This window comes from Ramlibacter sp., assembly GCF_035627355.1.
GTDB lineage: Bacteria > Pseudomonadota > Gammaproteobacteria > Burkholderiales > Burkholderiaceae_C > Ramlibacter.
In genome coordinates this window covers 65,576-85,236 of the sequence record NZ_DASPLW010000016.1, presented here as the reverse complement: position 1 = coordinate 85,236, position 19,661 = coordinate 65,576, and the positions used below count along the sequence as shown (strand labels likewise).

The window sequence follows — 19,661 nt, the reverse complement described above, 5'->3', positions numbered from 1 at the left end:
TCGTTCGCGAAATCAAAATGGCCAGAATATTCTGGCCATTTTTGCTTGAGGTCGGCTAAAATATGGGCCGATTCGAATCCGAACGGACCAGAACCATGCAGACCGTCCCCATCCACCAGGCCAAGAGCCAGCTCTCGGAACTGATCCGTGCCGTCGAGCAGGGCGAGGAAGTGGTGCTGACCCGGCACGGCAAGCGGGTCATCCGCCTGATCCGGGAGCCGGAGACCGAGCAGCCCAGCATCGAGGCGCGCCGGCAGGCGATCCATGCCGAGCTGCAGGCCTTGAGGGCCAAGGTCGGCGCCGGCAAGCCCACCTTCGAGCAACTCTGGGACGAGCACAAGCGCGAGCGCGACGCGCGCGGCGCTGCCTGGGTCGACGATCCGAAGGCCCCCGATGCTGGTCGTTGATGCGTCGGCCTTCGCCAGCTGGGCCTTCCCGGACGAGCAGGGCGACACGGTGTCCCAGGCCCTGATCCGGGTGATGGCGGAAGAGGAGAGCGCCACCAGCGCGGCCATCTTCCCCATCGAAGCCCTGCACGCGGCCGGCAAGGCGCTGGCGCGCGGGCGATTCACGCCATCCGTCCACCAGCACGTGCTGCGGCTGCTCAGCCGGCTGCCGGTGGCGCTGGCGCCCGTGCGCCTGTCGCCGCTCGAGTTCTGGGACTGGTCGCAGGCGCTCGGGCTGACGACCTACGACGCCGCCTACCTGAAGGTGGCGGTGGACCTGCGGGCGCCCCTGGTCACCATGGACCGGGCCCTGCGGCAAGCCTGCCTGAAGCTGGACCACCCCGTGATCACGGACCTCACCTGAAGCGAAACACCGGCCGAAGCGCCTTCGGCCGTGGAGAACCGACATGCAACACGACAAGATCCTCATCCTCGATTTCGGCTCCCAGGTCACGCAGCTGATCGCCCGGCGCGTGCGCGAGGCCCATGTCTACTCGGAAGTCCACCCCTGCGACGTCGGCGACGAGTGGGTGCGGCAGTACGCGGCCGATGGCCGGCTGAAGGGGGTGATCCTCTCGGGCAGCCACGCCAGCGTCTACGAGGAGAGCACCGACAAGGCGCCGCAGGCGGTGTTCGAGCTGGGCGTGCCGGTGCTGGGCATCTGCTACGGCATGCAGACCATGGCCCACCAGCTCGGCGGCAAGGTCGAGGGCGGGCACAAGCGCGAGTTCGGGTTCGCTGCGGTGCGTGCGCGCGGGCATACCGAGCTGCTGCGCGACATCGCCGACTTCACCACGCCGGAAGGCCACGGCATGCTCAACGTCTGGATGAGCCACGGCGACAAGGTCGCCGAGATGCCGCCCGGCTTCAAGCTGATGGCGTCCACCGACAGCTGCCCGATCGCTGGCATGGCCGACGAGGCGCGCCGCTTCTATGCGCTGCAGTTCCACCCCGAGGTCACGCACACGGTGCAGGGCCGGGCGATCCTGGAGCGCTTCGTGCTGGGCATCTGCCAGGCCCGGCCCGACTGGGTGATGCGCGACCACATCGCCGAGGCGGTGGAGGCGATCCGTCGCCAGGTCGGCGACGAGGAGGTGATCCTCGGCCTGTCCGGCGGCGTCGATTCCTCGGTGGCCGCGGCGCTGATCCACCGCGCCATCGGCGACCAGCTCACCTGCGTGTTCGTGGACCACGGCCTGCTGCGGCTGGACGAGGGCGACATGGTGATGGACATGTTCGCCGGCAAGCTGCACGCCAAGGTCGTGCGGGTGGACGCGAGCGAGCTGTTCCTGGGCAAGCTGGCCGGCGTGGGCGACCCGGAGCAGAAGCGCAAGATCATCGGCGGCCTGTTCGTCGACGTGTTCAAGGCCGAGGCCGCCAAGATCAAGGAATCGCATGCCCGCCATGTCGCCTGGCTGGCGCAGGGCACGATCTACCCGGACGTGATCGAGTCGGGCGGCGCCAAGAGCAAGAAGGCCGTCACGATCAAGAGCCACCACAACGTCGGCGGCCTGCCCGAGCAGCTGGGGCTCAAGCTGCTGGAGCCGTTGCGCGACCTGTTCAAGGACGAGGTGCGGGAGCTGGGCGTGGCGCTGGGCCTGCCGCCGGAGATGGTGTACCGGCACCCGTTCCCCGGCCCGGGCCTGGGCGTGCGCATCCTGGGCGAGGTGAAGAAGGAGTACGCCGACCTGCTGCGCCGCGCCGACGCCATCTTCATCGAGGAACTGCGCAACTTCCGCGACGAGGCCACGGGCAAGACCTGGTACGACCTCACCAGCCAGGCCTTCACCGTGTTCCTGCCGGTCAAGAGCGTGGGCGTGATGGGCGACGGCCGCACCTACGACTACGTGGTGGCGCTGCGCGCGGTGCAGACCAGCGACTTCATGACGGCCGACTGGGCCGAGCTGCCCTATGCGCTGCTCAAGAAAGTGTCGGGCCGCATCATCAACGAGGTGCGCGGCATCAACCGCGTGACCTACGACGTCTCCAGCAAACCGCCGGCGACCATCGAGTGGGAGTGAGGCGGACATAATCCGCCCATGTACCAGCCTCCGCAGTTCAAGTCCGACGACCCCGCCGTCGCCGCGGAACTGATGCGCGCGAACCCGTTCGCGAGCCTCATCTCGAACGACGACGCCGGCTTTCCCTTCGTCACCCATTTGCCGCTGCACCTGGAGGAGCGGGAAGGCCGCTTCGTGCTGCTGGGGCACGTGGCGAAGCCGAATCCGCACTGGCGCCACCTGCAGGCGCGGCCCCAGGCGCTGGTCACCTTCGTGGGTCCGCACGCCTACCAGTCGCCCAAGGTCTATCCGGACCTGCAGCGCGTGCCGAGCTGGAACTACCTCGCGGTGCACTGCCGCGTGCAGGCGCGGCTGCTGGAGGACGCGCCCGCCAAGGACGCCCTGCTGAAGAAGCTGATCGCCGACCACGAGCCGGACTACGTGGCGCAGTGGCAAAGCCTGGGCGAGGCCTTCGCGCAGAAGATGCTGGCCGGCATCGCAGCCTTCGAGCTGGAGGTGCTGCAGTGGGCCTGCAAGCTCAAGGTCAACCAGCACCGGCCCGAGGCGCACGCCCGCATGCGCGAGATCTACGCCGCCGGCAACGAGGACGAACGCGAGCTCGCGCGCTGGATGCAGCGGCTCGGACTGGGAGGTGCGTGATGCGGGCGGTCTTCAGCCTCCTGGGCCTGCTGCTCGTGGTGGCCGTCGTCGGCGTGCTGGCGAAGAAGCAGCTGTCCTCCGGGGTGGCGCCGGCGACGTCGGTGGACGCGCCCGCCGGCGTGGCCGTGCCCGCGGGAACGCCGAAGCAGCAGCTGCAGCAGTTCGAGCAGGCGGTGCAGGGCGCCATGCAGCAGCGGCGCCCCATGCCCGACGAAGCCCAGTGAAGCTGCCGCCTGCCGGTCCGGCGCGCGACGAGGCCTGCATGCGCGAGGCGCTCGCGCAGGGGCGGCTGGCGCAGGCGGCGGGCGAGGTGCCGGTGGGCGCCGTGGTGGTGCATGGCGACACCATCGTCGGCCGCGGCCACAACGCGCCGGTCACGCAGCACGACCCTACGGCGCATGCCGAGATCCGAGCCTTGCGCGAGGCGGCGCGGGCCCTCGGCAACTACCGTCTCGACGGCTGCGAACTGTTCGTGACGCTGGAGCCCTGTGCCATGTGCAGCGGCGCGATGATGCACGCGCGCCTGGCCCGGGTGGTGTACGGCGCCACCGACCCCAAGACCGGCGCTGCCGGCTCGGTGCTGGACCTGTTCGCCCAGCCGCGACTGAACCACCACACGCAGGTGCAGGGCGGCGTGCTGGCCGATGACTGCGGCCGGCTGCTGTCCGGTTTCTTCCTCCAGCGACGACAGGAGAGCCGCATGAACAACCAGCCGCTGCGCGACGACGCGCTTCGCACGCCCGAGGAGCGCTTCGCCGGCCTGCCGGATTACCCCTGGGCGCCGAACTACCTCAGCGACCTGCCGGCGCTGGCCGGCCTGCGCATGCACTACCTCGACGAAGGCCCGCGCGAGGCGCCCATCACCTGGCTGTGCCTGCATGGCAACCCGTCGTGGAGCTACCTGTACCGCCGCATGATCCCGGTGTTCCTCGCTGCCGGCGACCGCGTGGTGGCACCCGACCTGGTCGGCTTCGGCAAGAGCGACAAGCCCAAGAAGGACGGCTTCCACACCTTCGCCTGGCACCGCCAGGTGCTGCTGGAATTCGTCGAGCGGCTGGACCTGCATGACGTCGTGCTGGTGGTGCAGGACTGGGGCGGCCTGCTCGGCCTGACGCTGCCCATGGAGGCGCCCGGGCGCTACCGAGGCCTGCTGGCGATGAACACGACGCTGGCCACCGGCGACGAGCCGCTCAGCCCCGGCTTCCTCGCCTGGCGCGAGATGTGCGCGAAGAACCCGGAATTCGGTGTCGGCCGGCTGTTCGCTCGCGGCAACCCGCACCTCACGCCGCCGGAGTGCGCCGCCTACGACGCGCCGTTCCCGGACCGCGGCCACCGCGCCGCGCTGCGCGCCTTCCCGCCCATGGTGCCGGAGTCAACCGGCTCGGACGGCGCCGAGGTCTCGCGGCGCGCCCGCGACTTCTGGCGTGACGCGTGGCAGGGCCGCAGCTTCATGGCGGTCGGCGTGCAGGATCCCGTGCTCGGCGCGCCGGTGATGCAGGCGCTGCGCCGGCAGATCCGCGGCTGCCCCGAGCCCATGCTGGTGGAGCAGGGCGGCCACTTCGTCCAGGAGCACGGCGAGGCGGTGGCGCGGCAGGCGGTGGGATACTTCCACGCCTGATGAGCCACATCTACGTCTATTCCCCGTCGAGCGCAGTGCGCGACAAGGCCGCCGTCCGGCGCGGCATCGCCCGGCTGAAGGCGGCCGGCCACGAGGTCGAGCTGGATCCCGACCTGTTCACCGTCCACATGCGCTTCGCCGGCGACGACGACACGCGCCTGGCCGCCATCGGCCGCGCTGCGGCCAGCGGCGCCGACATCGCGCTGATCACGCGCGGCGGCTACGGCCTGACCCGGCTGCTGCCGCGGTTGCCGTACAAGGCCATGGCCAGGTCGGTGCGCCAGGGCATGCGCTGGGTCGGCTTGAGCGACTTCACGGCGTTGCAGTGCGCGCTCCTGGCCGAGACCGGCGCGGTGACCTGGGCGGGGCCGGCGGTCGGCGAGGACTTCGGTCCGCAGGGCGGGCCCGACGACATCATGCTGGCCTGCTTCGAGGACCTGGCCAGCGGCCAGGGCGAGGGCGCCGGCTGGCAGCTGCCCGCGTCCGAGCGGGTGGACACCATGCGCCCGGTGCACGGCTTGCTCTGGGGCGGCAACCTCGCCATCCTGGCCACCCTGGCCGGCACCCGCTGGCTGCCGCGCATCAAGGGCGGCATCCTGTTCATCGAGGACGTGCACGAGCACCCGTACCGCGTGGAACGCATGCTGACGCAGCTGCTCTATGCCGGCGTGCTGGGCGAGCAGAAGGCCATCGTCTTCGGCCAGTTCACCAACTACAAGCCGGCGCCGCACGATCGCGGCTTCAAGCTCAAGACCGTGATCGAGTGGCTGCGGACGCAGGTGCGGGCGCCGGTGTTCACCGGCCTGCCGTTCGGCCACGTGCCCACCAAGGTGGCGCTGCCGGTCGGTGCCGAGGTGCACCTGGCAGTGGAAGGCCGCGATGCCTTCCTGCTGTGGGGGCACAGGCACTGAGGCCCGCCCGGCCTGGGCCGCTGGTCGGCGACTAGCCTGCGAATGAACGCCGCCGCGCCAGGCCCGGCGGCAACATGCCCTTGAACAGGCTGGTGATGCGCTCGACCTGCTGGCGCGCGACGGTCTCGCCGTGGCGCTCGGCGAGGGCCGCCATCAACTCGCCCCGCAGGTACCACAGTCCCTGGATCTCGCCGGCATAGCGGATGCGCCGCGTGAGTTGCGGGAACTCCTTGGAGGCCGACTCGCCGATCAGTTCGAGCATGGCGTCGCGGATGTCCTCGAGCCGGTTGTCGAGGGTGGAGGGACTCGGGGGCTGCGGATGCCCGAGCAGGCCATACAGGCTGTTGCGGAGGTTGGGTTTGAACCAGCGCATGGGTCCTTCTTGATGCTGTGCCGATCAGGCGGGCCCAAAGGTACGAGCCATCGTCCCGTCGCACAAGCGTGGAACCGCTGGGCTTTATGCGCAAACGCTACAAGGTCTCGCATGTGTTGGTTACCAAGCGTGAACCGGCATGTTCAGATGTTTCAGTGCGCCGCATTTCAGCAATTCGCCCACCGCGCGCACCTTCGATGCATCGCCGGCCGGCCCCCTGGATCGAGGGTGCTTTGATAGAGTGAACCGGCCAGATCGCGAGTGCCGATGACGCCATCCTCCCTTCCGCAGCCGCCCGCCCGCACGGCCGACCGCCGCCTGCGGTGCGTCGCGCGCGAGGCGGCATGAACGGAAGGCCCTCCCCGGGTCGCCCTCCCACGGGCGGGACCCCTGGCCAGACCCCGCAGATTCCGCCGCGCAAGTCGTGGCTGGTCTTCCTCGCCATCGTGCTGGGCAACTACCTCCTGGTGCGACTGCTGTTCCCCGGTGCCGGCGAGCCGATGTCGGTGCCGTACACCGTCTTCAAGGCGGAGGCCGGCAAGCGCAACGTGGAAGTGATCTACAGCCGCGGCACCAGCATCGAGGGCCGCTTCGCCGCGCCGGTCACCTGGCCCACGGCCGCCGGGGCCGCAGGTGGCCAGGAGAACCGGGCACCGGCACCGCGGCGCTGGCAGCAGGTCCAGCCCCAGACCTCGGAGGTCTTCACCACCGAATTGCCGGCCTTTGTCGATCCCGGACTGGAGCAGTTCCTGATCGAGCACGGCGTGGAGATCAGCGCCGTGCCGATCCGCGAGGGCAGCGCCTGGGCCACGCTGTTGTTCGGGTTCGGGCCGGCCATCCTGATCATCGCCTTCTACGTCTGGCTGTACCGCCGTGCCGCCCAGGGCGGCGGCCTGGGCGGCATGGGCGGGCTGATGGGCATAGGCCGAAGCAAGGCGCGGCGCTACGACGTCGAAGGCGCCCAGCGCGTGACCTTCGACGACGTGGCCGGCATCGACGAGGCCGAGAACGAACTGGTCGAAGTGGTGGACTTCCTGAAGTCGCCGGACAAGTACACGCGGCTGGGCGGCACGGCGCCCAAGGGCGTGCTGCTGGTGGGTTCGCCCGGCACCGGCAAGACGCTGCTGGCCAAGGCGGTGGCCGGCGAAGCGGGCGTGCCGTTCTTCTCCATGAGCGCGGCCGAATTCGTGGAGATGATCGTCGGCGTGGGCGCCGCCCGCGTGCGCGACCTGTTCAAGCAGGCGCGCGAACATGCGCCGGCCATCATCTTCATCGACGAGATCGACGCCATCGGCCGGGCCCGCGGCCCGATGGCGATCGGCGGCGCCAGCGAGCAGGAGCAGACCCTGCAGCAGATCCTGACCGAGATGGACGGCTTCACCGGCCGCGAGGGCATCATCGTGCTGGCCGCCACCAACCAGCCCGACGTGCTGGACCGAGCCCTGCTGCGCCCGGGGCGCTTCGACCGCCGCGTGGTGGTGAACCTGCCCGACAAGGTCGGCCGCGAGGCGATCCTCAAGGTCCACACGCGCAAGGTGCCGCTGGCGCCGGACGTGCACCTGTCCGAACTCGCGTCGGCCACGCCGGGGTTCTCGGGGGCCGACCTGAAGAACCTGGCCAACGAGGCGGCGCTGCTGGCGGCCCGGCGCGACGAGCAGGAGGTCCGCCACAAGGACTTCCTGGACGCGCTGGAGAAGATCGTGCTGGGCCCCGAGCGGCCGCTGCTGCTAGGCCCCGAGGACCGCGAGCGCATCGCCTACCACGAGAGCGGCCACGCCATCCTGGGCCTGGTGATGCCGGGCGCGGACCCGGTGCACCGCGTCAGCATCGTGCCGCGCGGCCAGGCCCTGGGCGTGACCTACCAGCGGCCCGCGACCGACCGCTACAACTACCCGGAGGCCTACCTGCGCGCCCGCATCGTCGGCATGCTGGGCGGGCGGGCGGCCGAGGAGGTGGTCTACGGCACCCGCACCACCGGCGCCGAGAACGACATCGAGCAGGCCACGCAGGTTGCGCGCGGCATGGTCACGCGCTGGGGCATGAGCGATGCCGTCGGCATGGTGCAGTTGGCGCCGCGCCAGAACCCCTACCTCGGCGGGCCGACGGACTTCGCGGGCGACAAGCCCTTCAGCGAGGCGACCGCGCGCCTGGTCGACGCCGAGGTCAGCCGCATCATCAACGAGTGCCACGAGCAGGCCAAGCGCCTGCTGCGCGAGCACCGCCCGGCGCTGGACGCGCTGGTCAAGGCGCTGCTGGAGCGCGAGACGGTCGGCGAGCAGGAGATCCTGCAGGTGACCGGCCTGCCGCCGGCGCCGGAGCTGCCGGGCCGGCCGCTGCCCGCCTGAAGGAGCGCGGCGTGCTGCTGCAGCCGGGCCGCAACTGCTGGCGGGTCGAACGGGCCCGCCGGCTGGCCTTCCTGGTCGACGGCGCCGCCTATTTCGCCGCCGTGCGCGCGGCGATCGCACGGGCCCGCCACAGCGTCTTCATCCTGGGCTGGGACATGGACACCGACGTCCGGCTGGTGCCGCAGGGCGCGGACGACGGCTGGCCGCCGGCGCTGGGCGCGTTCCTGCAGGAAGTGGTGCGGCGCAACCGCAACCTGCGCATGTACGTGCTGTGCTGGGACTTCGCCATGCTGATGGCGGGCGACCGCCAGTGGTTCCCGCTCTACAAGCTGGGCTGGCGCGCCGGCCCGCACCCGCGCCTGAAGTTCCGGCTCGACGCCCGCCACCCGCCCAGCGGCTCGCACCACCAGAAGGTGGTCGTGGTCGACGACGCCGTGGCCTTCGTCGGCGGGCTGGACCTGACCCATGGCCGCTGGGACACGCCCGAGCACCGGCGCGAGCAGCCGTACCGGCTGGACGTGCAGGGCCGGCAGGCCCGGCCCAACCACGACCTGCAGGCCCTGGTCGACGGCGACGTCGCGCGGGCCCTGGGGCAGCTGTGCCGGGAGCGATGGGCGCGGCTGGGGGAGCGCACGGTGCCACTCGGGGGACGACAGGACCACGATCCCTGGCCGCCGCACGTGCTGCCGGAGGTGACCGACCTGCCGGTCGCCATCGCCCGCACCGATCCCGGCTGGCCCTCGGGCCCGGCCATCGAGGAGATCCGGCAGCTGTACATGGATGCGATCGCGGCCGCCGGCCGCACGCTCTACCTGGAGAACCAGTACTTCAGTTCCAGCGTGGTCGGCAACTCGCTGGAGGCGCGGCTACGCGGCCCGGACCCGCCGGACGTCCTGGTCGTGTCGCGCCTGACCGAGGAAGGCTGGCTGGAGGCGCGCACCATGGGGGCGCTGCGCACGCGGCTGCACGAGCGGCTGCAGGCGGCCGACGCGCAGGACCGCTACCGGCTGTTCTATCCCCACGTGCCCGGGCTGGAGCCGCCCCAGCTGCTGAACGTGCACAGCAAGGTGCTGGTGATGGACGACGAGCTGTGCAGCGTGGGCTCGGCCAACTTCAACAACCGCTCCATGGGCTTCGATACCGAGTGCAACCTGGCGATCGAGGCGGGCGGCGACGAGCGCATCCGGCGCGCCATCGCGGGGCTGCGCAATCGCTTGCTCGCCGAGCACCTGGACAGCTCACCAGAGGCGGTGGCGGAAGCGATCGCCCGCCACGACGGCCGCCTGGTGCCGGCGGTGGAAGCCCTGCGGCGACCGGGTCGCACGCTGCTGCCCATCGATCCGGCGGTGACGCCTGAGCTCGAGATGATCCTGCCGGCCAGTGCGCTGATCGATCCCGAGCGGCCGGCCGACCCCGAGGTGCTGGTGCAGGAGTTCGTCCCGCCGGACCTGGCGCGGCCGATGGCGGGCCGGGTGGCCGGATTCGGCGCCGTCCTGCTGGGGCTGGTCGTGTTCGCGATGGCGTGGCGCTGGACCCCGTTGCGCGAGTGGCTGGCGCCAGGCTCGCTGCAGGAGCTGGCCCATGCGCCCGAGGCGCCGCTGGCGCTGCTGGGCGCCTACGTGGTGGCGGGACTGTTGGGAGTGCCCGTTTCGCTGCTGATCGTCGCCACCTGCTTCACCTATGAGCCGATGGCTGCGGCGTTCTACGCCGGCGCCGGTTCGCTGCTCAGCGCGGCGGTCAACTACGCCGTCGGGCGCCTGATCGGCCGAAACGCCGTGCGCCGCATCGCGGGCCCGCGGCTGAACGAGATCACGCGCCGGCTGGCCCGCAACGGGCCCCTGGCGGTGGCCGCGCTGCGGCTGCTGCCGATCGCGTCCTTCCCCAAGCTGAACCTGGTGGCCGGCGCCTCGCGCATCCGGCCGCGCGATTTCCTGATCGGAACCGCCGTCGGCCTGCTGCCGCCCATCCTGCTCGCATTGCTGCTGGCAGGACGGGTGCGCGACGTGCTGGACGAGCCCGGCTGGCTGCACTGGGGCCTGCTGGCGCTGGCCCTGGCCGCGATGGCCGCCTTGGTGCTGGCGGTCTGGCGCCGGTTCGGCGTATCGCGCTACGGCTCGGCGGTGCGCTGACTCAGAACAGCAGGTTGGGCAGCAGCAGCGTGACCGTGGGCACGTAGGTGATGATGAGCAGGAAGCCCAGCAGCACCAGTGTCCAGGGCAAGGCCGCCCGGGCCACGGTCATGATGGACATGCGCGTGATGCCCGCCGTGACGAACAGGTTCAGCCCCACCGGCGGCGTCACCATGCCGATCTCCAGGTTCACCACCATGATGATGCCCAGGTGCACCGGATCGATCCCCAGCTGGGTCGCGATCGGGAACAGGATGGGCGCCAGGATCAGGATGATGCCGGTCGGCTCCATGAACATGCCGGCGATCAGCAGCAGGATGTTGACCACCACCAGGAACTGCCAGGCCGGCATGCCCCAGCCGACGATGGTCTCGGCGATCGTCTGCGGGATGCGCTCGGTGGTCAGCACGTGCGCGAACAGCAGCGCGTTGGCCACGATGAACATCAGCATGATCGTGACCTTGCCCGACTCGAGCAGCACCCTGGGCACGTCGCGCATGCCGATGTCGCGGTAGACGAACACGGCGATGAGGAACGCGTAGACCGCGGCCACGGCGGCGGCCTCGGTCGGCGTGAAGATGCCGCCGTAGATGCCGCCCAGGATGATCACCACCAGCAGCAGGCCCCACAGCGAATCGCGGCCCGACGTCAGCATGTCGCGCATGGACGCGGCAGGCTGGCGCGGCAGGTTGAGCATGCGCGCCCGCACGTAGATGGCGACCATCAGCATGAGGCCGAGCAGGATGCCCGGGATCACGCCGGCCATGAACAGCCTGCCGACCGAGGTCTCGGTCGCCGCGCCGTACACCACCATCACGATGGAGGGCGGGATCAGGATGCCCAGCGTACCGGCGTTGCAGATCACGCCCGCGGCGAAGTTCTGCGGGTAGCCGGCCTTGACCATGCCTGCGATCACGATGGAGCCGACCGCGACCACCGTGGCCGGCGAGGAGCCGGAGACCGCGGCGAACAGCATGCACGCCAGCACCGAGGCCATGGCCAGCCCGCCGCGCAGGTGGCCGATGCAGGCGTTGGCGAAGCGGATCATGCGGCGCGCCACGCCGCCGGTGGTCATGAAGGAGCCGCCCAGGATGAAGAAGGGGATGGCCAGCAGCGTGTAGTGCTCGGAGGTCTCGTACAGCTTGAGCGACAGAGAGGCCAGCGAGTCCCGCGCGAACAGCATGATGGTCACGAGCGAGGACAGGCCGAGCGCGATGGCGATGGGCATGCCCAGCACCATCAGCACGAACAGCAGGATGAACAGGACCGCGATGGTCATTTGCGGGCCTCCGCGACGTCTTCTTCCTGCAGCTTCAGCGCTTCCTTCGCCTCGTCGCCGAGCAGGTGGGCTTCCTGGCCGGAAGCCAGGCGCCACAGCACCTGGGAGAACCGGAAGGCCAGCAGGCCGAAGCCCAGCGGCACCACCAGGCGGGGGATCCACTGCGCGATCGGGATGTCCTGCATCAGGATGCCGACGTCGTACATCTTGCTCACGTACTGGTAGCCGCCCCAGGTGACGATCAGCGCATAGGCGATGCACAGCGCCGCGGCGATCGAACCCACGATGCGCGCCGGCTTGGGGCCCAGCGCCTTGACCAGCACGTCCACGCCGATGTGCGCGCCGACGCGCACCCCATAGGACATGCCGATGAAGATCAGCCACGCGAACAGGACGCCGGTCAGTTCCAGCGCCCAGACGAAGCTGTAGTTGAACACGTACCGGGCGACCACCTGCATGAAGGTGACCACCGTCATGGCCGCCATCAGCACGATCACCAGGCCCTCTTCGAAGTATTCGAGCCAGCGCATTGGACGAAAAAAGGGCCCGGAGGTCCGGGCCCTGCCTGTGTGTGGGTTACTTGTTCGACTTCTGGGCCGCGGCGATCAGGTCGGCCCCGATGTCGCCCTCGAACTTCTTCCAGACCGGCTCCATGGCCTTGCGCCAGGCCGCCACGTCCTCCTTGGACAGTTTCTGGATCTTGGCCTTGCCGGCTTCGGCGATCTTCTTCTTGTCCGACTCGTTGATGTCGGAAGCCAGCTTGTTGGCGTGCGCCGTGGCTTCGGCCATGGATTCGGACAGGCCCTTGCGGATGTCGGCCGGCAGGCCGTCCCACCACTTGGCATTGGTCACGACCATGTAGTCGATCACGCCGTGGTTGGTCTCGGCGATGGTCTTCTGCACCTCGTGGAACTTCTGCGAGTAGATGTTGGACCAGGTGTTCTCCTGGCCGTCCACCACGCCGGTCTGCAGCGCCTGGTAGACCTCGGCGAAGGCCATCTTCTGCGGGTTGGCGCCCAGCGCGCGGAACTGCGCTTCCAGCACGTCGGAGGCCTGGATGCGGAACTTCAGGCCCTTGACGTCCTCGGGGCGGGTCAGCTTGTCGCGGTTGGTCGACAGCTGCTTCAGGCCGTTGTGCCAGTAGGCCAGGCCGCGCAGGCCGCGGCCGACCATGGCTTCCAGCAGGGCCTTGCCCTGGGCGCTGGACTGGAAGTTGTCCACGGCCTCCAGGTCGTCGAACATGAAGGGCAGGTCGAAGACCTGGATCTTCTTGGTGTAGCGGTCGAACTTGGACAGCGAGGGCGCGATCAGCTGCACGTCACCCAGCAGCAGGGCCTCGAGTTCCTTGGCGTCGCCGAAGAGCTGCGAGTTGGGGAACACCTGGACCTGGACCTTGCCGGCCAGCTTCTTCTCGGCCAGCTCCTTGAACTTCAGGGCGCCCTGGCCCTTGGGGGTCTGGTCGGCCACCACGTGGCTGAACTTCACGACCAGGGGCGACTGGGCGGAAGCGATGAAGGGGGCGGCCACGGCGCCGGCGACGGCGGCGCCGGTGACCAGGACCTTGCGGCGGGAAGGATGGGTGATCGTCATGCTGTTCTCCTTGGTTGAAGGTGTTCGATGTGACCAGAACCCGCACATGCTAGGCAAATCCCGACCGTCCCGCTGCGGGGGAATTACTTACATGTTCCCCTAGGACTTGTGCGGAGACCCGGTTCCACGGGCCAGCAGCGGCCTGACCCGCGGCCAGCGCGCGACCAGCCAAAGGGCGTCCACGGCGGCCCGCATCTCCCGGGCGTCGGCCCCGCCGCTCCAGGCTGCCAGCTGCAGCGCCTTGGCGGTGATCTCGTCCCGGCTGAGGGTGTTGCCCGGGTCACCCTTGGGGTCATCGACCCGCCCGTCCAGCACGCGGCCGTCGCGCGTGTGCACCGTGACCTTGCCGATCCAGCGCTGCGGATAGGCCGCATCCACCTCGGGGTCCAGTTCCATGGTCACGCAGTCGCGGAAGGCCTGGGTGGGCGCGTCGAGGTAGTGCTCGTCGAATTCGCACAGCCCGGCGTGCCCGAAGCGGGCAGCGAGGGCGAGCACCGTGCCCATGGAGAACTTGCTCTGGTGCACGGTGGCCGGCTGGCGTACCGGTCCCAGCACGTCGATCGCGCCCTGGTGCACGCGGGCGACGACGCGTTCGATGTCGCCGGCCTGCACCTTGTCGCGCTGCATCACCTGCAGCAGCGCATCGGCGGCCGGATGGGTATGGCGGCAGCTCGCGTGGTACTTGAACGAGGTCTCGGCCAGCGCCCAGCGCTCGCCGAGGCGGTCGTCCAGGCGCGAGGGGTCGGCGTCGGATGACATGCCGGCGGCCATGCCCTGCGGACCTTCCAGGATCTCGGCGGCGCCGGTGAAGCCCTGGCCGGCAATGCTCGCCGCCATCAGGCCGGCCGCGGCCGCATGGGCGGTGTGCAGCTGCTTGCTGTCCGCCGCGGTGCGCAGGAACTCCCACAGCCCCGCCGCCTGCGTGCCGGCGGACCCGAAGGCGTGCTGCATCCGGGCCGCGTCGAGACCGAGCAGGTGGCCGGCGGTCGCCGCCGCGGCCAGCGTGCCCGCCGTACCGGTGGTGTGGAACACCTTGTAGTGCGAGCGGCCGAGGAACTCGCCGACGCGGATGCCGACCTCGTAGCCGGCGACGGCCGCCGTCAGCAGCTGCCGCCCGCTGGCGCCGCGCGCCTGGGCCAGCGCCAGGGCGACCGGGAACACTACCGTGGCCGGATGGAACACCGAGCCGTTGTGCACGTCGTCCTGCTCGGCGACATGGGAGGCGGCGGCATTGGCCATGGCCGCGAAGTAGGGCGAAGTGAAGCGGCGCCGCACCAGCACCTCGGCGGCGCCCTCGGCAGCCAGCTCCGGGCCCATGGCACACGCGAAGTCGGTCAGGGTCTCGACCGGGCGCGAGCCCTTGCCGGCCACGGCGGAGCCGAACCAGTCGACCAGCAGGTCTTCGGCCTTGCGCACCACGGGCTCGGGAATGCTTTCGAAGGTCAGGCCGGCGGCGAAGGCGGCGAGTTCGGCGGTTCGGGATGTCATGTTCGTGCGTCCTGGTTCAGATGGCGCCGCTCTGGCGCAGGGCGTCGATCTCGGCGTCGCCCAGCCCCAGCTCGCGCAGGATGGCGTCGGTGTGCTCGCCGATGGCCGGGATCGGGTCCATGCGGTAGTCGAAGCTGCTGGACCGACCGGGCGGCAGCAGGGCGGGCAGGGCGCCGGCGGGCGACTGCACCTCGCGCCAGCGATCGCGGGCGGCCAGCTGCGGGTGGGCCCACAGCCCGGCCATGTCGTTCATGCGCGCGTTGGCGATCTGGGCCTGGTCCAGCCGGTCCAGCACCGCCTGCGTGCCCAGCGTGGAGAAGGTGGACAGGATGAGCGCCTTGAGCTCCTCGCGGTGCTCGCTGCGCGCGGCGTTGCTGGCGTAGCGCGGGTCGGTGGCCACGGAGGCGTCCTGCAGCACGACTTCGCAGAACGCCTTCCATTCGCGCTCGTTCTGCAGGCCCAGCATCACGGTGCCGCCGTCACCGGCCTGGAACGGCCCGTACGGGTAGATGCTGGCGTGCGATGCGCCGGTGCGCTGCGGCGGCGGTGCGCCCTCGAAGGCGTAGTAGAGGGGATAGCCCATCCACTCGGCCAGCGACTCCAGCATGGAGACGTCGATGTGGCTGCCCTGGCCGGTCTTGCCGCGCAGCAGCAGGGCCGACAGGACACTGGTGAAGGCGTACATGCCGGCGGCGATGTCGGCCACCGAGTTGCCGGCCTTGCTGGGCGCATCGGGCGTGCCGGTGACCGAGAGGAAGCCGGCCTCGCTCTGGATCAGCAGGTCGTAGGCCTTCTTGTCGCGGTAGGGGCCGTCGTCGCCGTAGCCCGAGATGTCGCACACGACCAGCCGCGGATGCTGCTGGCTCAGGGCTTCGTAGCCTAGCCCCATGCGGGCCGCGGCGCCGGGGGCCAGGTTCTGCACCAGCACGTCGGCCCGCGCGACCAGCTGCCACAGCACGGCCAGTGCGCCGGGCTGCTTGAGGTCCAGTGTCAGGCTCTCCTTGGAGCGGTTGGTCCAGACGAAGTGCGAAGCCAGGCCCTTGACCCGGCTGTCGTAGGCGCGCGCGAAGTCGCCGACGCGGGGGCGCTCGACCTTGATGACGCGTGCGCCCAGGTCGGCCAGCTGGCGCGTGCAGAAGGGCGCCGCGATGGCGTGCTCGAGCGAGACGACCGTGATGCCGTCCAGCGGGCGGGGTTTCGATGCCATGCCGCTGTCCCTCAGAACGACCGCGGCATCCCGAGCACGTGCTCGGCCACGTAGCTGAGGATCAGGTTGGTGGAGATCGGCGCCACCTGGTACAGGCGGGTCTCGCGGAACTTGCGCTCGACGTCGTATTCGTGGGCGAAGCCGAAGCCGCCGTGGAACTGCAGGCAGGCATTGGCGGCCTCCCAGGAGGCCTTGGCGGCCAGGTACTTGGCCATGTTGGCCTCGCCGCCGCAGGGCTTGCCCGCATCGAACAGGCTGCAGGCCTTGAAGCGCATCAGGTTGGCGGCCTCGACCTCGATGTAGCTCTCGGCGATCGGGAACTGCACGCCCTGGTTCTGGCCGATCGGGCGGCCGAACACCATGCGCTCGCCCACGTACTTCGACACCTTGTCGATGAACCAGTAGCCGTCGCCGATGCACTCGGCCGCGATCAGCGTGCGCTCGGCGTTCAGCCCGTCCAGGATGTACTTGAAGCCCTGGCCCTCCTGGCCGATCAGGTTCTCGGCCGGGATCTCCAGGTTCTCGAAGAACAGCTCGTTGGTCTCGTGGTTGACCATGTTGGCGATCGGCCGCACGGTCATGCCGCTCTTCTCGGCCTCGCGCAGGTCCACCATGAAGATCGACATGCCCTCGGACTTCTTCTTCACCTCGGCCAGCGGCGTGGTGCGCGCCAGCAGGATCATCCAGTCGGAGTGCTGGATGCGCGAGATCCAGACCTTCTGGCCATTGACCACGTAGCGGTCGCCCTTCTTCACGGCCGTGGTCTTGATCTTGGTGGTGTCGGTGCCGGTGGTCGGCTCGGTCACGCCCATGGACTGCAGGCGCCATTCGCCGGACGCGATCTTGGGCAGGTACTTCTGCTTCTGCTCCGGCGAGCCGTGCCGCAGCAGCGTGCCCATGTTGTACATCTGGCCGTGGCAGGCGCCGGCGTTGCCGCCGCTGCGGTTGATCTCCTCCATGATCACCGAGGCCTCGGCCAGGCCCAGGCCGGAGCCGCCGTACTCGGCGGGGATCAGCGCCGCCAGCCAGCCGGCCTTGGTCAGCGCATCGACGAAGGCCTCGGGGTAGGCGCGCTCGGTATCGACCTGGCGGTGGTACTCGGGCGGGAAGTCGGCGCACAGCGCGCGGACGGCGTCTCGGATGTCCTGGTAGTCGTCGGGAGTGGTTTTCATCGGGGGTCTTTCGCGGTGTTCAGCCCAGGGTGGCGGTTGCCTGCATCGTGAGCCAGCCTTCGTGGTCGTGGGCCCAGAGCCGGACGGACTTGCCGTCGGCGGAGGGCTGGCCCTTCACCTGGAAGGCATGGAGGTCGAAGGTGGGTCGCACGGCCTTGAACTCGAAGGCCTGCAGGAAGGCCTGCGGCGCATGCCGGCGCACCAGTTCGGTCAGCAGGGTGGCGATCAGCGGGCCGTGCACCACCAGGCCGGGGTAGCCCTCGACCTCGGTCACGTGCCGGCGGTCGTAGTGGATGCGGTGGCCGTTGAAGGTGAGGGCGGAGTAGCGGAACAGCAGCACGGGATCCGGCACGATCGTCTGCTGCCAGGCGGCCTCCTGCTGCGCCGCCGTCGGCGCCGGCACCGGGTCGCCGGCCCGGGGCAGCGGCCGGTAGACGATGTCGTGCTCCTCGGTGAGCGCCAGTCCGCGGTCGTTGTGGATCTCGTGGCGCACCATCACGAACAGCAGGTCGCCCGTGCGGCCGGCCTTGTGCGTGACCGACTCGATGCGGGACGTGCGCCGCAGTGCATCGCCGGCCGCCAGCCGGTTGCCCGCTTCCCAGCGCAGCCGGCCGCCGGCCCACATGCGGCGCGGCAGCGGCACCGGCGGCAGGAAGCCGCCGAGCCTGGCATGGCCGTCGGCCCCCAGTTCGCTGTGCTGGTACAGCGGCAGGAAGTACAGCCAGTGCCACAGGGGCGGCAGGGGGGTGCCGGCGGGGACGTCCGCGGGCGGAAGGTCCAGCGTGGCCGACATCGCCTTCATGGGCGTTGCGGTCACATGGTCGTGCACGGTCTCGGTCCGGCCGACCCAGGTCTGCAGATGGGCCAGGGTTTGCGCGTCGATGGTGACGGCGGAGGGGTGGGCGCTCATCGCCCAATGGTGCCCTCTCTCGCGCAGGAGGACTATCTGCAAATTTCCAAGCAAGCCTTCGGATAAACTGAACGCTCGCTCCCTGCCGGACCTCCCGCGTGCATTTCGACCTGACCGACCTGCGCCTGTTCGTGCTCGCGGCGGAGGAGGGCAATCTCACCCGCGCCGCGGCCCGCCAGCACCTGTCGCTGGCCGCCGCCAGTGCCCGCATCAAGGCGCTGGAGTCGCAGTCCGGACTGCCCCTGTTCCTGCGCGAAGCGCGCGGCGTGCGCCTGACGCCGCCCGGCGAGGCGTTCCTGCACCACGCGCGCGGCGTGCTGCGGCAGGCCGACCGGCTTCGCGCCGACCTGCTGGAATACAACGACGGTCTGGGGGGCCACGTGCGCGTGTTCGCCAACACCACGGCGGTGACCGATTTCCTGCCCGAGATCCTGCCGGCCTTCCTCGCGGCGCATCCGCGGGTGAACGTGGACCTTCAGGAGAAACCGAACGCTGACATCCCGCGCGGCGTGCTGGACGGGCGGGCGGACATCGGCATCGTGGCCGGGCCGCTGGACACGCTGGGCCTGCGAACCATCCACTTCAGCACCGACCGGCTGGTGCTGGTCACCTCGCGGCGGCACCGGCTGGCGCGGCGCAAGCGCATCACCTTCGCCGAGACGCTGCAGGAGGACGCCGTGGGCATGCAGGAGGGCAGCACCTTGCAGGCCTTCCTGGATGGGGTGACGCAGCAGATGGGCCAGCGGCTGAAGCTGCGCGTGCAGCTGAGCAGCTTCGAGGCCATGTGCCGGATGATCGGCGCCGGCGTCGGCGTGGGCGTGATGCCGGAGAGCGCGGCGCGGCGCAACCAGGCCGCCATGCAGCTGGCCCTGATCGAGCTGACGGACGCCTGGAGCGTGCGGGAGCGCTACATCCTGGTGCGCGACAGGGAGGCCCTGCCGACCTTCGCGCGCGAACTGGTGGATGAGGTCTGCCGGCACTACGCGACCTCGGCCTGAGCGCGGCCTGCGCTCGAGGCTGTTCGATGGCGAAGCCGTCCGACGCTGAGCGGCCTGCTTTCGTCCCATGCTGGCGGCATGGCATATCGGCAGGAATGGCTGAGCCGGATGATCGCGGGCCGAGGGACGCTGGCGCGGGCGCATGACGTCCCGCGCGATCCCTCGCTGCCGCCGCCGGCACCGACACCACCGCCCGCGGGCTCGGAACCCGAGGTGCAGGATCCGCCGGCGCCGGACCAGACGCCGCCGGTCGGGGAACCGCCCAAGCACAGTTGAGGCGGTGCGACGCCGACCGCGGCGGCGGCAGCCCGGCAGGCGCGCGTTCAGGCGGCGCAGCTGGCGCAGCCACAGCCGGCCGTGCCGGCGCAGTCGCAGTTCGTGCAGGCGCAGCTGGCGCACTCGCAGGTGCCGCAGTTGCAGGCCCCGATGCCAGCGTTGGCGCAGGTGCAGGGCGCGCAGCGGCAGCCCGTCGATTGGTAGGCGGCCGAGGCCAGGGCAGCGGCCTGGATGCGGTTGGCGGAAGAAGTCATGTCGA

Annotated in this window: 19 protein-coding genes; 10 read left to right on the top strand and 9 right to left on the bottom strand. The window is 70.2% G+C overall.

Annotation, left to right across the window (positions count from 1 at the left end; translation table 11 throughout):
* The first annotated feature begins 95 nt into the window (after nt 1-95).
* Genes VEC03_RS06075 through VEC03_RS06045 form a run of 7 tightly spaced genes read left to right on the top strand, consistent with a single transcriptional unit; the run spans nt 96 to nt 5,635 of the window.
* Complete coding sequence (locus VEC03_RS06075) at nt 96-407, top strand: type II toxin-antitoxin system Phd/YefM family antitoxin (protein WP_324913558.1); 312 nt, start codon at nt 96-98, stop codon at nt 405-407.
* Nucleotides 394-810 (top strand): type II toxin-antitoxin system VapC family toxin, encoded by a 417-nt coding sequence (locus VEC03_RS06070; protein WP_324913556.1) that lies wholly within the window; start codon nt 394-396, stop codon nt 808-810. Before VEC03_RS06075 ends, VEC03_RS06070 begins: the two co-directional genes overlap by 14 nt.
* A 43-nt stretch (nt 811-853) precedes the next feature.
* Nucleotides 854-2,467: a glutamine-hydrolyzing GMP synthase gene (gene guaA / locus VEC03_RS06065; protein ID WP_324913554.1), complete on the top strand. Its 1,614-nt coding sequence runs from the start codon at nt 854-856 to the stop codon at nt 2,465-2,467.
* Between the two features lie 18 nt (nt 2,468-2,485).
* A complete protein-coding gene (locus VEC03_RS06060; RefSeq protein WP_324913552.1) occupies nt 2,486-3,106 on the top strand; it encodes an FMN-binding negative transcriptional regulator in 621 nt (206 codons plus the stop codon).
* Nucleotides 3,106-3,330: a hypothetical protein gene (locus VEC03_RS06055; protein ID WP_324913550.1), complete on the top strand. Its 225-nt coding sequence runs from the start codon at nt 3,106-3,108 to the stop codon at nt 3,328-3,330. Before VEC03_RS06060 ends, VEC03_RS06055 begins: the two co-directional genes overlap by 1 nt.
* A complete protein-coding gene (tadA, locus tag VEC03_RS06050; RefSeq protein WP_324913548.1) occupies nt 3,327-4,724 on the top strand; it encodes a tRNA adenosine(34) deaminase TadA in 1,398 nt (465 codons plus the stop codon). Before VEC03_RS06055 ends, tadA begins: the two co-directional genes overlap by 4 nt.
* Nucleotides 4,724-5,635 carry an LD-carboxypeptidase gene (locus VEC03_RS06045; protein WP_324913547.1) on the top strand — a complete coding sequence of 304 codons (912 nt, stop codon included), beginning with the start codon at nt 4,724-4,726 and terminating at the stop codon, nt 5,633-5,635. The genes tadA and VEC03_RS06045 overlap by 1 nt, the downstream gene beginning before the upstream one ends.
* A 31-nt stretch (nt 5,636-5,666) precedes the next feature.
* On the opposite strand, the gene VEC03_RS06040 is transcribed toward VEC03_RS06045, so the two are convergent.
* On the bottom strand, nt 5,667-6,008 hold the full coding sequence (locus VEC03_RS06040; protein ID WP_324913545.1) for a hypothetical protein: 342 nt from the start codon (nt 6,006-6,008) through the stop codon (nt 5,667-5,669).
* 344 nt (nt 6,009-6,352) lie between these two features.
* Between VEC03_RS06040 and ftsH the strand changes: the two genes are divergently transcribed.
* Nucleotides 6,353-8,353 carry an ATP-dependent zinc metalloprotease FtsH gene (gene ftsH / locus VEC03_RS06035; protein ID WP_324913543.1) on the top strand — a complete coding sequence of 667 codons (2,001 nt, stop codon included), beginning with the start codon at nt 6,353-6,355 and terminating at the stop codon, nt 8,351-8,353.
* An 11-nt stretch (nt 8,354-8,364) separates the two neighbouring features.
* Nucleotides 8,365-10,482: a VTT domain-containing protein gene (locus VEC03_RS06030; RefSeq protein WP_324913541.1), complete on the top strand. Its 2,118-nt coding sequence runs from the start codon at nt 8,365-8,367 to the stop codon at nt 10,480-10,482.
* Nucleotide 10,483: 1 nt separating this feature from the next.
* Here VEC03_RS06030 and VEC03_RS06025 read toward each other — a convergent pair whose 3' ends face one another.
* From VEC03_RS06025 to VEC03_RS05995, 7 genes are all read right to left on the bottom strand, one after another.
* Nucleotides 10,484-11,761, bottom strand: a complete 1,278-nt coding sequence (locus VEC03_RS06025) for a TRAP transporter large permease subunit (RefSeq protein ID WP_324913539.1) — start codon at nt 11,759-11,761, stop codon at nt 10,484-10,486.
* Nucleotides 11,758-12,291, bottom strand: coding sequence for a TRAP transporter small permease (locus VEC03_RS06020; protein ID WP_324913537.1), 534 nt, complete (start codon nt 12,289-12,291; stop codon nt 11,758-11,760). The genes VEC03_RS06025 and VEC03_RS06020 overlap by 4 nt, the downstream gene beginning before the upstream one ends.
* Nucleotides 12,292-12,337: 46 nt before the next feature.
* On the bottom strand, nt 12,338-13,351 hold the full coding sequence (locus VEC03_RS06015) for a TRAP transporter substrate-binding protein (protein WP_324913535.1): 1,014 nt from the start codon (nt 13,349-13,351) through the stop codon (nt 12,338-12,340).
* Between the two features lie 99 nt (nt 13,352-13,450).
* Nucleotides 13,451-14,839, bottom strand: coding sequence for an MmgE/PrpD family protein (locus tag VEC03_RS06010; protein WP_324913533.1), 1,389 nt, complete (start codon nt 14,837-14,839; stop codon nt 13,451-13,453).
* A gap of 16 nt (nt 14,840-14,855) precedes the next feature.
* Nucleotides 14,856-16,046: a CaiB/BaiF CoA-transferase family protein gene (locus VEC03_RS06005; RefSeq protein WP_324913531.1), complete on the bottom strand. Its 1,191-nt coding sequence runs from the start codon at nt 16,044-16,046 to the stop codon at nt 14,856-14,858.
* 11 nt (nt 16,047-16,057) lie between these two features.
* Nucleotides 16,058-17,218, bottom strand: coding sequence for an acyl-CoA dehydrogenase family protein (locus tag VEC03_RS06000; RefSeq protein ID WP_324913529.1), 1,161 nt, complete (start codon nt 17,216-17,218; stop codon nt 16,058-16,060).
* A gap of 19 nt (nt 17,219-17,237) precedes the next feature.
* Nucleotides 17,238-18,128 carry an FAS1-like dehydratase domain-containing protein gene (locus VEC03_RS05995; RefSeq protein ID WP_324913527.1) on the bottom strand — a complete coding sequence of 297 codons (891 nt, stop codon included), beginning with the start codon at nt 18,126-18,128 and terminating at the stop codon, nt 17,238-17,240.
* Between the two features lie 98 nt (nt 18,129-18,226).
* Between VEC03_RS05995 and VEC03_RS05990 the strand changes: the two genes are divergently transcribed.
* Nucleotides 18,227-19,126: a LysR substrate-binding domain-containing protein gene (locus VEC03_RS05990; protein ID WP_324913525.1), complete on the top strand. Its 900-nt coding sequence runs from the start codon at nt 18,227-18,229 to the stop codon at nt 19,124-19,126.
* A gap of 323 nt (nt 19,127-19,449) precedes the next feature.
* Here the strand turns inward: VEC03_RS05990 and VEC03_RS05985 are convergent, their stop codons facing one another.
* Nucleotides 19,450-19,656, bottom strand: coding sequence for a hypothetical protein (locus tag VEC03_RS05985; RefSeq protein WP_324913523.1), 207 nt, complete (start codon nt 19,654-19,656; stop codon nt 19,450-19,452).
* Nucleotides 19,657-19,661 lie beyond the last annotated feature (5 nt).